Source organism: Pelomonas aquatica, assembly GCF_026712205.1.
Classification (GTDB): Bacteria; Pseudomonadota; Gammaproteobacteria; order Burkholderiales; family Burkholderiaceae_C; genus Pelomonas; species Pelomonas aquatica.
In genome coordinates this window covers 25,569-38,171 of record NZ_JAPPUW010000015.1, presented here as the reverse complement: position 1 = coordinate 38,171, position 12,603 = coordinate 25,569, and the positions used below count along the sequence as shown (strand labels likewise).

The following is a 12,603-nucleotide window of genomic DNA, read 5'->3' as shown; positions in this document are numbered from 1 at the left end:
CATGCTCCACCATCTGTCGCTGGGCGTGGCCGACATCGAGGCGGCGGCCCGCTTCTACGACACGGCGCTTGCGCCGCTCGGCTATGTGCGGGTCTGGAGCGACCTGCGGCCGGGCGAGACCGGCCAGGCCGTCGGCTATGGGCTGTCGGGTGGCGGCGACCAGCTGGCGCTCAAGCAGGTCGTACGCTCCGCATCGCTGAGCTGCCCGGGTTTTCATATCGCCTTTGCTGCGCCGTCGCGTGCCGCAGTGGCTGCCTTCCACGCGGCGGCCGTCGCAGCAGGCGGCCGAGACAACGGTGGCCCGGACCTTCGGCCGCATTACGGGCCCGACTACTACGCCGCCTTCGTGGTTGACGCCGACGGTCACCATCTCGAAGCCGTCTGCAAGGCCGCTACTTGAGCCCTCCGGAGAGGAACTGCTGCAGCCGCTCGCACTGCGGCTTCAGCAGCATCTCCTTCGGGTTGCCCTCTTCCTCGACCTTGCCCTGGTGCAGGAACAGGCAGCGGTTGGAGACCTCGCGGGCGAAGCCCATCTCGTGGGTCACGACGATCATCGTGCGGCCCTCGGCGGCCAGGTCGCGCATGACCTTGAGCACCTCGCCGACGAGCTCCGGGTCCAGTGCCGACGTGGGCTCGTCGAACAGCATGACCTCGGGGTCGACGGCCAGCGCGCGGGCGATGGCCACGCGCTGCTGCTCGCCGCCCGACAGCTGGGCCGGGTAGACCTTGGCGCGGTGCGAGACGCCCACGCGGGCCAGCAGCGCCTGTGCGCGCTCGACGGCCTCGGCCCGGGGCTTGCCGAGCACATGGATGGGCGCCTCGATGACGTTCTCCAGCACCGTCATATGGGCCCACAGATTGAAGTTCTGGAACACCATGGCCAGGCGTGCGCGCCAGCGCTGCAGCTGATGCGCGTCGGCGGCCTTCAGGCTGCCGTCGCGGTCGCGCACGAGCTTGAGCGCCTCGCCGCCCAGGCTCAGCTCGCCCTCGTGGGGCTGCTCCAGCAGGTTCAGGCAGCGCAGCAGCGTGCTCTTGCCCGAGCCCGAGGAGCCGATCAGCGTGACGACGTCGCCGCGCTGCGCGCTGAACGAGATGCCCTTGAGCACCTCGCGCTCGCCGAAGCGCTTGTGGATGTTGGTGGCTTGCAGCTGGATATCGTTCATCGTCTTCATGCTCCGAGCAGCTTGCCGCTGCGCAGCGCTTCGCGGCCGGCGACCTTGGCGACGCGCATGCCGGCATTGGCGAAGCGCAGGAAATCGCGCGCGAACAGCAGGCCGTCCACGGGGCTTTTCAGTTCGGTGACCTGGGCGGTGACGGGGTCGATGACATGGGCCAGCACGTCGCCGGCCTGGACCTCGCTGCCGATCTCCTTCAGGAAGACCAGCGCGCCCGGCAGCGGCGCCTGGATCGGCATGCTGCCGGCCAGCGGGCGGGCATCGCCCACGGCGCCGGGCAGTGCCGGCCTGTCGCCCGAGATCAGGCCGCGCCAGCGCAGGAAGTCGACGATGTTGCCGGCATCGGCCGCGGCCAGCTCGTGCGTCACGTCGGTCGCGCCGCGCAGTTCGACCGTGGCCGACAGGCAGGCCTGCGGGATTGGGAAGCGGCCGCCGAAATGCCGGCCCCACTTCCACCAGACCCGGGAGCAGGCCTCGTCGAAGGGGCTGTCGCCGGAGTCCTGGGCCAGCAGCGTCAGGCGCGCGCCGAGAAAGCGCGCCAGCGGCTCGCAGTCGGGCCAGCAGGGCGTCTCGGCGTAGAGGTGCATGACGGCCTGGGCGTCGCAGTGCAGGTCCAGCACGATGTCGGCATCGCAGGACAGGCCCATCAGCGTGCGCCGCAGCGACTGCAGCTCGGTGTCGACCGGCGTGGCCAGCACGGCCGCCTTCAGCGCACGGCGCAGGATGGCGACATTGGCCGCCGCGTCGGCGCCCAGCTGCGGCTCGACGCTGGCGGCGACGGCGTCGACGTGGTCCGGGTAATGGCGGTTGAAGTTCTCGCCCGACATCAGCTCGAAGCGGCCGAGGTGGGCATGCAGCAGGAACTGGCTCAGGCCGATGGGGTTGGCCATGGGCACGAGGACGATCTCGCCGCTGATCCGGCCGGCGGCCTCCAGTGCGTCGAGCTGCTGGCGCAGATGGTGGGCCACCAGCATGCCGGGCAGTTCGTCGCCATGCAGCGAGGCCTGGACATAGGCCTTCTGGCCGCCTGCCTGGCCATAGTGCAGGGAGACCAGTTCGCGCTGGGTGCCCGGGGCGGGGGAGAGGAGAGCGTGGCGGACGATTTGCATGTCACGAATCCGGAAATGCAACCACAGAGGCACAGAGGCACAGAGAAATGTCATCTCCGTGCTTGCTCAGTGCCTCTGTGTCTCTGTGGTTGGCTTTGAATTTCATTCAGCGCGCCATCATGGGTTTCAGCCAGCGAGTTTCGGCCCAGCGGAACAGACCGACCAGGCTGAGCGTCAGCACGAGGTAGAACGCACCGGCGGTGATGAAGGCCTCGAAGGGCAGGTAGAACTTGGCATAGACCATCTGGGCCGCGCCGGTCGTGTCGACCAGCGTGACCGTGCTGGCCAGCGAGGTGCCGTGCAGCATGAAGATGGCCTCGTTGCCATAGGCCGGCAGCGCGCGGCGCAGCGCGGCGGGCAGCACGATGCGGCGCAGCATCTGCCCGCGGCTCATGCCCAGCGCCTTGGCGGCCTCGATCTCGCCGGCGGGCAGAGCGCGGATGCTGCCGGCGATGATCTCGGTCGTGTAGGCGGCCGTGTTCAGCGTGAAGGTCAGCCAGGCGCAGAAGGTGGCCGACGACAGCCACGGCCAGGCCCAGCTGTCGCGCACCGCGTCGAACTGCGCCAGCCCGTAGTAGATGAGGAAGAGCTGCACCAGCATCGGCGTGCCGCGGAAGGCATAGGTGTAGACCCAGACCAGGCGCGACGGCCAGCCCTTGAACACCGTGCGCACGACGGCCAGCGGCAGCGCCAGCGCCATGCCGGCGGCCAGCGACAGCAGCAGCAGCTTCAGCGTGACGAGCAGCCCGCCCAGATACAGCGGCAGGTTTTCCGCAATGGCATCAAAGTTCACAGTCGCCCCTCCCGCGCGCCGATGGCCAGGCGCCGCTGCGCCCAGGCGAAGAACAGCTCGGAGACGCTGGTGAACACCAGATAGATCATGCCCACGGCCAGGAAGAAGGTGAAGGGTTCGCGCGTGGTGCCGGCGGCCTGCTTGCCGCGGGTCATCAGGTCCGACAGGCCGATCAGCGACACGATGGCGGTGCTCTTGATGAGCACCAGCCAGTTGTTGGAGATGCCGGGCAGCGCATGCCTGAGCATCTGCGGCAGCGTGATGCGGCGCAGCACCTGCAGCGGCGACATGCCGTAGGCCAGCCCGGCCTCGCGCTGGCCCGGCGGCACGGCCAGGAAGGCGCCGCGGAAGGCCTCGGTCAGGTAGGCGCCGAAGATGAAGCCGATGGTCAGCACGCCGGCGAAGAAGGGGTCGATGTCGACGTAGTCCTCGTGCCCGAGCAGGGGCGCGACGGCGTTCACGGCGATCTGCCCGCCGTAGAACACCAGCAGCATCAGCACCAGGTCGGGCACGCCGCGGATCAGCGTGGTGTAGGTGCCGGCGATGGCCTGCAGCAGACGCGAGCGCGACTGCTTGGCCAGCGCGCCGGCCAGGCCCAGCGCCGCGGCCACGGCCAGCGACGACAGGGCCACGGACAGCGTGACGGAGGCGCCTTCGATCAGGCTGGGGAGAAAACCGTGCAGCAACATGGGGATGAGGATGAGTCAGCGCGGCGGGCTGACGAGGTCGAGGCTGAAATAGCGGTCGTTCAGGGCCTTGAGCGCGCCGCTGCCGCGCAGCGCGGCCAGCGCCTGGTCGAACTGCCGGCCCAGGCCGGGGGCGTCGACCTTGCGCAGGCCGATGCCTATGCCCTTGCCGAAGTATTGCGGCTCGCGGAAGTCGGGGCCGACGAAGCCGAAGCCGCGGCCTTCGGGCTTGTTCAGGAAGCCGAAATTCGCGATGACGGCATCGGCCAGCGCGGCGTCGAGGCGGCCCGATTTCAGGTCCAGGAAGACCTGGTCCTGGGTGCCGTAGCGCACGATCTGGCTGTCCTTGAACACCTCGGCGAGGAAGCGTTCGTGCACCGTGCCGCGCTCGACGCCGATGCGCTTGCCGCGCAGCCCCGAGGGGCTGACGTTGAGCCGCGAATCATGGGCCGCGACCAGGCGGGCCGGCGAGTAGTAGTAGGGCGCCGAGAACGCGATGACCTGCTCGCGCGCGGCCGTGACCGCCATCGAGGCCATGATGGCGTCGATCTTGCGCGACAGCAGCGCCGGGATCAGGCCGTCGAAGTCCAGGATGACCGGCAGGCAACGGGCGTGCAGGCGTTCGCACAGGGCCTTGGCCAGGTCGATCTCGAAGCCCTGCAGTTCGCCGTCGCTGCCGACCTCGCTGAAGGGCGCGTAGCCGACGGCGAAGCCGATGTGCAGACGCGCCGGCGGCAGGGCGCGCACGGCGCCGGGCAGCGCCAGCGTTGCTGCCAGTGCGGTGCGGCGTCGCATCACTGCTTGGTGCGGGGGGCGATGTCGTAGTCGAAGTATTTGTCGGCCAGCTTCTTGAACGTGCCGTTGGCCTGCACCGCGTCGATGGCGGCGTTGAACTTTCTGCCCAGCGTCGCCTCGTCGGCCTTGCGCATGCCCACGCCGGTGCCCACGCCGAAGATCTTCTCGTCCATCACGGGGCCGCCGGAGAAGGCATAGCCCTTGCCTTCGGGCTTCTTCAGGAAGCCGAAGTCGCCGGCCGGCGCGTCCATCAGCGTGGCGTCGATGCGGCCGCTCTTCAGGTCCAGGAAGACCTGGTCCTGGCTGCCGTAGCGCACGATCTCGCTCTGCGTGAAATGGCCGGCGGCATAGGTCTCGTGCGTCGTGCCGCGCTGCACGCCGATCTTCCTGCCCTTCAGGCCGGCGGCCGTGGCCTCCAGCTTCACGCCGGCCTTGGCGATCAGGCGGGCCGGGGTGTTGTAGTAGGGCTTGGAGAAGCCGATGACCTTCTGGCGCTCGTCGGTGATGGAGACGCTGGCGAAGATGGCGTCCACCTTGCGCGACTGCAGCGCGGGGATCAGGCCGTCGAAGTCCTGCTGCACCAGCGTGCACTGCGCCTTCATTTCGGCGCAGTAGGCCTGCACCAGTTCGATCTCGAAGCCCTTGAGCTTGCCGTCGGGGCCGATCTCGGAGAAGGGCGGGTAGGCGCCTTCGACGCCGATGCGCAGCTTCTTCCACTCGGGCGCCTGGGCCTGGGCGAGGGAGGCGGCCGCCGCCAGGGACAGGGCGAGCAGGATGCGTTTTTTCATGTCGTGCCTCGTGGGGACAGGGTTCAGCGGGCGACCTGAGGTAGCCAGTCGCGCAAGGCCGCAAGGGTAGCAGCCGGGTCTTCCTCCTGCGGCACATGGCCGAGCTTCGGGAAAACCACCAATTGGCTGCCGGCAATGGCCTGGTGGAAGGCCTCGCCCCAGCGCAGCGGGATCAGGCGGTCCCGGCCGCCCCAGAGGATCAGCGTCGGCACCTTGATCCCGGGCAGGCGCTCGACCGGGCCGGGCGCGAGCTGGTCCATGCGCTGCATCAGCGCGACGCGGTTGCCTTCGCGCAACGTCAGCTCGTAGTAGCGGTCCACCAGGGCGGCGCTGACGTGGCTGGGGTCGCCGTAGACGTCGAGCACGCTGGCCTCGATGGCGCGCCGCGGCAGCACCCAGCGCATGCCTTGGCGCAGCACCGGGATGCGGGCGATGCGGAAACCGAGGGGCAGGGACTCGGGCACGAAGTCGTGGCCGGCCGAATCGATGAGGACGAGGCCGGCCACGCGGGCCGGGTCGGCCAGGGCCAGTTGCCAGGCGATCTCGCCGCCCAGCGAGTTGCCGGCCACGACGGCCCGCGCCACGCCCAGGCGCGCCAGCAGCCTGCGCACGAAGTCGACGTAGCGGGCGTCGCGGTAGTCGCCGTCGGCGTTCGGCCCGGTGAGGCCGAAACCCGGCAGGTCGAAGCTGACGACGCGGTGCGTCTGCGCCAGCGCCGTCGCCCAGCCCTCCCAGGTGTGCAGGCTGGCGCTGGTGCCGTGGATGAGCACCAGCGGCACCGGGTCGCTGGCCGGGCCCTGGTCGCGGTAGTGCACGAGCTGGCCGTCGAGGTCGAGGAAGTCGGACGGCGGCGGCGCCCAGCGCGGCACCAGGCTGTCCAGCGAGCGGTCCGGCGCCTTGCTGACGGCGAAGCCCAGCGCCGCCAGCATCAGCAGGATGCCGAAGGCCTTGAGCGCGAAATCTGAAAACCGGCTGCTCACTCGACGGGACTCAGGTCCGGGGCCAGCGACTCGCGCTCGTCGAAGACGAAGCAGCCTCCGTGGTAGTGAGGCCCGCCGGTGTCCTCGAAATACTTCAGGATGCCGCCGTCGAGCTGCCAGGCGGTCAGCCCCTCGGCCTCCAGCACCATGGCCGCCTTCTCGCAGCGGATGCCGCCGGTGCAGTAGCTGACGACGGTCTTGCCGGCCAGTTCGTCGCGGTGGGCGGCCAGCGCGGCGGGGAAGTCGCTGAACTTGTGCAGCCGCCAGTCGATGGCGTCGTCGAAGGCGCCGAAGTCCACTTCGAAGCTGTTGCGCGTGTCCAGCATGACGACCTCGCGGCCGTCGTCGTCGTGGCCCTGGCCCAGCCAGCGCGCCAGCGTCGCGGGCGCCAGCGCCGGCGCGCGGGGCGCCTGGTCGGGGCGGACGGCGGGCCGGTTCATGCGGATGATCTCGGGCTTGACCTTGACCTTGAGGCGCCGGAAGGGCTGGGCCGCGCTCCAGCTCAGCTTGGGCGTCAGCGCGGCGAAGCGCGGGTCGGCGCGCAGCTCGTTGACCCAGGCGTTCACGGCGTCGGCCGGGCCGGCCAGGAAGAGGTTGATGCCCTCCTCGGCGATCAGCACCGTGCCCTTGAGGCCGAGGCTGTCGGCGCGCGCATGCAGGCGCTCGCGCAGCGCCGCGGTGTCTTGCAGCGACACGAAGAGGTAGCAGGAGATGTTGAGGATGGCGGCGGTGGGCATGGGGCGCCGATTATCGGCGGCCCGTCAGTCGGACCAGCGCGACGCGATCGCGCGGACCTCGTCAAGGCAGGCCTCCAGCGCCGCGACGACGTGCGGGTCGAAGTGGCTGCCGCTGCCGTCGCGGATGAAGGCCAGGGCCTCGTCGTGGCTCATGGCCTGCTTGTAGGGCCGCATGCTGATCAGTGCGTCGTAGACATCGGCCACGGCCATCAGCCGGGCGGCAAGCGGGATGGCCTCGCCGGCCAGGCCGTCAGGGTAGCCGCTGCCGTCCCATTTCTCGTGGTGGTGGCGGGCGATCTGCTTGCCGAAGCTCAGCATCGGGCCGGCGTCGTCGCCGAGGCGGTCGATGGCACGCTGCAGCAGGTCGGCGCCGTGCTCGGCATGCGTCTTCATGATCTGCCATTCCTCGGGCGAGAGCCGGCCGGGCTTGAGCAGGATGCCGTCGGGGATGGCGACCTTGCCGATGTCGTGCAGCGGCGCGGCCTTGGCGAGTTCGTCGATGGCGTCCTCGGTCAGCTCGGCCGGGCCACCGGGCTGGGCCGCGATCCAGCGCGCCAGCGTGCGCACGTATTCCTGGGTGCGCTGGATGTGGTTGCCGGTGTCGGCGTCGCGGAACTCGGCCAGGCTGACCATGACGAAGAGGGTGGTGTCGCGCAGCCGCTCGACCTCGCGCCGGCGCGCCTGCAGCTCGCCGCTGAGCTGGGCGTTGTGGTGCAGCAGGCGGTCCTCGGCCTGCTTGAGCTGCAGATGGGTGCGCACGCGCGCCCGCACCGTGGCCGGGTTGAAGGGCTTGTGGATGAAGTCGGCGCCGCCGGCCTCGAAGCCGGCGCTTTCGTCCTCGGGCCGCGGCAGCGCGGTCAGGAAGATGACCGGCACGCGGCGCGTGGCCGGGTCGGCCTTCAGGCGGCGGCAGACCTCGTAGCCGTCCAGCTCCGGCATCATCACGTCGAGCACGATGAGGTCGGGCGGCTGGCGGCCGCAGATCTCCAGCGCCTTGGCGCCACTGACGGCCAGTTGCACGCGGTAGTCGGGCTTGAGCACCTGGGCCAGCAGCGTCAGATTGGCCGGCGTGTCGTCCACGACGAGGATGGTGGCTTGGCGGGCGGCGAGGGGCTCGGGCAGCGTCATGGCTTGTCCTCGGGCGCGCCGCGCAGCGCGGCCTGGGCCGCGTCGAAGTCGAAACGCTGCATCGCGCCGGCCAGGGCCTTGGCGCGCCGGGCCGGCAGCATCTCGATGAAGGCGGATTCGTGCCGCTCCCACAGCGTCAGCGCATGGCTGTCGGCCTCGCCGAGCAGGGTGTCGAGTTCGCTGATCAGCGTGGCCGGGTCGGCGTCGCTCGCCACGGCCCCGGCCGGCCGGGCCGGCGCCTCGGCCGGCAGCGGGCGCTCCAGGTCGAGCAGGCGGCGCAGCGTGTGCGGCAGCAGCGGCTTGGCGCACAGGGCGTGGGCGCCGTGGCGCAGCGCGCGCTCGCGCAGCACCGGCGTGTCGAAGGCGCTCAGCAGCACGATGCGGCGCGCCCGTGGCGGGCCGGTCTCGGCCAGCCGGGCCAGCAGTTCGCCGCCCTCCATGTCGGGCAGCACCCAGTCGACGAGCAGCAGGTCGTGCGGCGGGCCGGCCGGCGTGGCGGCCAGCCGGGCCAGCGCCTGGCTGCCCTGGGCCAGCACCTCGACGCGGGCGGCCGGGGCCAGCGCCTGCACGAGGCCCAGCAGGGCCGCGTGGCCGGCGCTCTGGGCGGCCTGCACGAGCACCACGCTGCGCGGCGTGGCGACGGGAGGCGGCGCCGGCTCGTCGCAGGGGGGCAGCGGCAGCAGCAGCTCGAACTCGCTGCCGCGGCCGGGGGTGCTGCGCGCGGTCAGCGAGCCGCCCATGCGCTCGGCCAGCGCGCGGCAGATGGCCAGGCCCAGGCCGGCGCCGCCGAAGCGCCGCGTCGGGCCGGCCTCGGCCTGCGCGAAGGGCGTGAACAGCCGCGCCAGCTGCTCGGGCGCCAGGCCCACGCCGCTGTCGCGCACGCGCAGCCGCCAGGCGCCGTCGGCGTCCAGCGCCGCGGTCAGCTTCACATGGCCGGCGGGCGTGAACTTGACGGCGTTGACGAGGAGTTCGGTGATGAGCTGGGTCAGCCGCACCGCATCGCCGCGCCGGCAGCCCGCGGCGCCCAGCAGCTCGGGCGCGGCGATCTCGCACAGCAGTTCGAGCTGCTTGGCCTGGGCCGCCGGCCGCACCGCATCGAAGGCGCTGCCCAGCAACTGCTCCAGGCGCAGCGGTTCGGCGGCCAGCTGCATGCGGCCGGCGTCGAGGTCGGCGTAGTCGAGCAGGCCGTCGATGAGCTTGACGAGGGCCTCGCCGGCGCGCGCCACCTGCTGCAGCTGGCCGCGCTGCTCGGCCGTCAGCCGCCCGCCCAGCATCAGCCGCGTCTGGCCCAGCACGGTGTTCATCGGCGTGCGGATCTCGTGGCCGATGTTGGCGAGGAAATCGGACTTGGCCCGCGAGGCCGCCTCGGCCGCGGCGCGCGAGCGCTCCAGCTCGGCCAGGCGGGCGTTGACGAGGTCGTCCGCCGTGGCCGGGCCGGGCGCCACCGGGGCCAGCCGGGTCAGCCGGCCGAGCTGGCGCGACAGGCCCCACAGCGCCAGGCAGAACATCAGCTGGCACAGTGCCAGGTTGACCAGCAGCGGCCAGGCGGCCAGCAGCCATTGCGGCGGCTGCCCGGCAAAGCGCAGCAGCGTGGGCGGCGCCAGCATCAGCGCCAGCAGGGCCAGGCAGACGCGCATGGCCCGGCCGGCCGGCCAGGTCATGAACAGCAGCAGGCAGCCGCCCAGCGTCCACGGCGCGAAGCTGCCCAGCGTGTAGAGGCTGGGGCCGGGGTCGGGCCGCAGCGTGAAGGCCAGCATGTCGAGGCTGAAGTACAGGGCCAGCAAGGTGATGCCGCAGCGCTGCCAGAGCGGCAGCTGCCGGGGCCGGCGCCAGACCAGCGCGGCCAGCGCCGAGAAGGCCAGGGCCAGGACGGGGTAGCCGATGCGGTCGTTGGCATCGATGACGCCCAGCAGCGTCTCGCCGCCCCAGAGGCCCAGCACCGACGCGGCGACCAGCGCGAACAGCCAGCGGGTGCCGACCGGCCCCAGCACGACGAAGGTGGCGTCGGCCATCAGGCGGCTTCCAGCAGCGCGGCGGCGGCGTCGAAGTCCAGCACGGCCAGAGCTTGCTCCAGGCGCTGCATGGTGGCGGCGTCCAGGCCGCTGTGTGCGCCGTGGGCCTGCCACCAGTCGAGGGCGCGGCTGTCGCTCTGGCTGAGCAGCCGGCGCAGTTCAGCCAGGTCGCCCGGCCCGCCGGCGGACGCTGCGGCGCCGTCGTCGTCGCGGGCCAGCACCGCGCGGATGTCGCCGAGCAGCGCGGCCAGCGCGGCCTCCACGCGGCCCAACTGGCTGCCGGCCGCCGCCGCGTCGGCTTCCAGCGCGCTGCGCTCCAGGGCCAGTGCCAGGCGGTGCAGCGGCTGGGCACCCAGCGTGGCCGCCAGGCCCTGCAGCGTGTGGGCGGCGCGGCGCAGCTCGCCCCATTCGCCGCCGGCCAGCCAGCCTGACCAGGCCGCGAGGCCGTCGGCGTACTGGCCGGCAAAGCTCTGCAGCGTGCGGCGGTACAGCGCCGTCTGGCCGCCGAACTGGCGCAGGCCGACGCCCATGTCCAGCAAGCGGGCGGGCGCCTGCGGCGGCGGCGGGGGCGGCAGGTAGCGCTGCAGCTCGCGCACCAGCCGGGCCACGTCCAGCGGCTTGGCGATATGGCCCTGCATGCCGGCGGCCAGGCATTCGGCGCGCTCCTCGGGCAGCGCATGGGCCGTCATCGCCAGCACGGGCAGGGCCTCGAAGCCGGCCAGCTTGCGCAGCCGCCGGGTGGCGCCGAGGCCGTCGAGCACGGGCATCTGCAGGTCCATCAGCACGAGGTCGTAGGCCGCAGGGCCGTGTGCCACCAGGCGCTCCAGCCCCTCCTGGCCGTTGCCGGCCACGTCGACCCGGGCGCCGCGGCTGCCGAGCAGGCGCAGCGCGATCTCCTGGTTGACGGGGTGGTCCTCGACGAGCAGCACGCGCAGCCCGGCCAGGGCCTGGCCGTCGGCCGGGGCGCTGCGCTCGGCGGCGGCGTCGCCGAACAGGCGGCGCAGTTCGCCGGGCAGCGGCGGCTCGGGGCACAGCGCGCGGGCGCCGAAGGCGCGCGCCTGGGCCGGGCCGTCGGGCTGGCCGGGCTGGCCGGGCGGGCTCAGCACGGCGACGCGCAGCGCCGGGTGTTCGCGGCGCAGCTGGGCGAGCAGCTCGGCACCGGTCGGGCCGGGGCCGGGCAGCTGCCAGTCCAGCAGCAGCCAGTCGAAGGCGTTGCCGGCCCGGCGGGCCCCGTCCAGCGCGGCCAGCGTGCCGGCGACGTCGGCGCTCGCGGCCAGCTCGTCGCCCAGGCCGAGATGGCGCAGCAGGGCCAGCGTGGCCGCGCGGCCGCCGGCGCAGGCCTGGGCGATCAGCACGCGCCGGGCCGGCAGCGGCGCCGGCGCGCTGCCGGCCTCCAGCGGCAGGGCCAGGCGGATCTCGACGGCGCTGCCGCGCCCGGGCGCGCTCTGCAGGGCCAGGCTGCCGCCCATCAGCTCGACGAGGTGGCGCGTGACGGCGAGGCCGAGGCCCGCGTCGCCGTGGCCCTGCAGCAGCCCGGCGACCTGCTCGGCGCTCATGCCCACGCCGCTGTCGCTGACGGCAATGGCGAGGGGCACGCGTCCCGAGGCGTCGGTCGGCCCGGCGGCCAGGCGCAGCGAGACCTGGCCCGACGGCGTGAACCTGAGCGCGTTGGACAGCAGCTTGACGAGCACCTGCTGCAGGCGCTGCGCGTCGCCGCGCAGCTGGCCGCGCTCGCCCAGCAGGCTGGCGTCGGCCCAGTCGCAGATGAGGGCGACGGACGGGTTGTCGTGCATGCGCCGCACCGGCTCGATGGCCTGGGCCACGACTTCCTCCAGCCGCAGCGGCAGGGCCGCGATCTCCAGCTGGCCGGCCTCGATCCGGGCCACGTCCAGCGCGTCGCCGACGATGCCGAGCAGGCCGCGCGAGGCGGCGTCGGCCCGGGTCAGCAGCTCGCGCTGCTCGGGGCTCAACGGCGTCTGCAGCGCGAGCTGGGTCATGCCCATGATCGCGTTCATCGGCGTGCGGATCTGGTGGTTGATCCGGGCCAGGAAGCGGGTCCGGGCCAGGGCCTGGGCCGCCTCGTGGCGGCGCAGCGCGACGGCGCACAGCAGCGGCAGCGGCAGCAGGGCCAGGTCGAGAGCCAGCGCGGCGTCGAGGGCCAGGCCGCCGCCGCTGCCGCGCAGGCTCAGCAGCAGGGCCAGCAGCGCCAGCAGCGCCGCCATGGCAAGCCAGAGGAGACCGAGCGTGAGCGTGCGCTGGGGCATGGGCGGTAGCGTCGTGCCGGTCGATTATGGGCGTGCGAGGCGACGCCGATGCGCGACGGATTGCACGGCTGCGCCCTGGGGAAAACCACCGGCCGGCTCCTGGTGTGCGGGCCGGCGCTGCGGTTATCCTGAACGG

At 72.4% G+C, this 12,603-nt stretch carries 12 protein-coding genes; 1 reads left to right on the top strand and 11 read right to left on the bottom strand.

The features are described 5' to 3' along the window. Position 1: 1 nt before the first annotated feature. Positions 2–400 (top strand): VOC family protein, encoded by a 399-nt coding sequence (locus NYP07_RS16380; protein WP_268152450.1) that lies wholly within the window; start codon positions 2–4, stop codon positions 398–400. Here NYP07_RS16380 and NYP07_RS16375 read toward each other — a convergent pair. The 11 genes from NYP07_RS16375 to NYP07_RS16325 form a co-directional block, all read right to left on the bottom strand. Beyond that, complete coding sequence (locus NYP07_RS16375) at positions 393–1,172, bottom strand: ABC transporter ATP-binding protein (RefSeq protein WP_276597428.1); 780 nt, start codon at positions 1,170–1,172, stop codon at positions 393–395. The genes NYP07_RS16380 and NYP07_RS16375 overlap by 8 nt on opposite strands. Beyond that, positions 1,169–2,284: a succinylglutamate desuccinylase/aspartoacylase family protein gene (locus tag NYP07_RS16370; protein WP_268152293.1), complete on the bottom strand. Its 1,116-nt coding sequence runs from the start codon at positions 2,282–2,284 to the stop codon at positions 1,169–1,171. The genes NYP07_RS16375 and NYP07_RS16370 overlap by 4 nt, the downstream gene beginning before the upstream one ends. A gap of 106 nt (positions 2,285–2,390) precedes the next feature. Continuing rightward, positions 2,391–3,077, bottom strand: coding sequence for an ABC transporter permease (locus tag NYP07_RS16365; protein WP_268152291.1), 687 nt, complete (start codon positions 3,075–3,077; stop codon positions 2,391–2,393). Further along, positions 3,074–3,766, bottom strand: coding sequence for an ABC transporter permease (locus tag NYP07_RS16360; protein WP_276597426.1), 693 nt, complete (start codon positions 3,764–3,766; stop codon positions 3,074–3,076). The genes NYP07_RS16365 and NYP07_RS16360 overlap by 4 nt, the downstream gene beginning before the upstream one ends. Positions 3,767–3,781: 15 nt before the next feature. Continuing rightward, positions 3,782–4,558, bottom strand: coding sequence for a transporter substrate-binding domain-containing protein (locus NYP07_RS16355; protein ID WP_268152289.1), 777 nt, complete (start codon positions 4,556–4,558; stop codon positions 3,782–3,784). Next, a complete protein-coding gene (locus NYP07_RS16350; protein ID WP_268152287.1) occupies positions 4,558–5,346 on the bottom strand; it encodes an ABC transporter substrate-binding protein in 789 nt (262 codons plus the stop codon). Before NYP07_RS16350 ends, NYP07_RS16355 begins: the two co-directional genes overlap by 1 nt. Before the next feature lie 23 nt (positions 5,347–5,369). Next, positions 5,370–6,326, bottom strand: a complete 957-nt coding sequence (locus NYP07_RS16345) for an alpha/beta fold hydrolase (protein ID WP_268152285.1) — start codon at positions 6,324–6,326, stop codon at positions 5,370–5,372. Then, a complete protein-coding gene (locus tag NYP07_RS16340) occupies positions 6,323–7,063 on the bottom strand; it encodes a sulfurtransferase (protein WP_268152283.1) in 741 nt (246 codons plus the stop codon). The genes NYP07_RS16345 and NYP07_RS16340 overlap by 4 nt, the downstream gene beginning before the upstream one ends. Positions 7,064–7,087: 24 nt before the next feature. Then, the gene (locus NYP07_RS16335) at positions 7,088–8,191 is read right to left on the bottom strand and encodes an HD-GYP domain-containing protein (RefSeq protein ID WP_268152281.1); all 1,104 of its coding nucleotides are present in this window, start codon (positions 8,189–8,191) and stop codon (positions 7,088–7,090) included. Further along, positions 8,188–10,203: an ATP-binding response regulator gene (locus tag NYP07_RS16330; protein ID WP_268152279.1), complete on the bottom strand. Its 2,016-nt coding sequence runs from the start codon at positions 10,201–10,203 to the stop codon at positions 8,188–8,190. Before NYP07_RS16330 ends, NYP07_RS16335 begins: the two co-directional genes overlap by 4 nt. Next, entirely contained in the window at positions 10,203–12,467 is a 2,265-nt protein-coding gene (locus tag NYP07_RS16325) for a hybrid sensor histidine kinase/response regulator (RefSeq protein WP_268152277.1), read from the bottom strand. Before NYP07_RS16325 ends, NYP07_RS16330 begins: the two co-directional genes overlap by 1 nt. Positions 12,468–12,603: the final 136 nt, after the last annotated feature.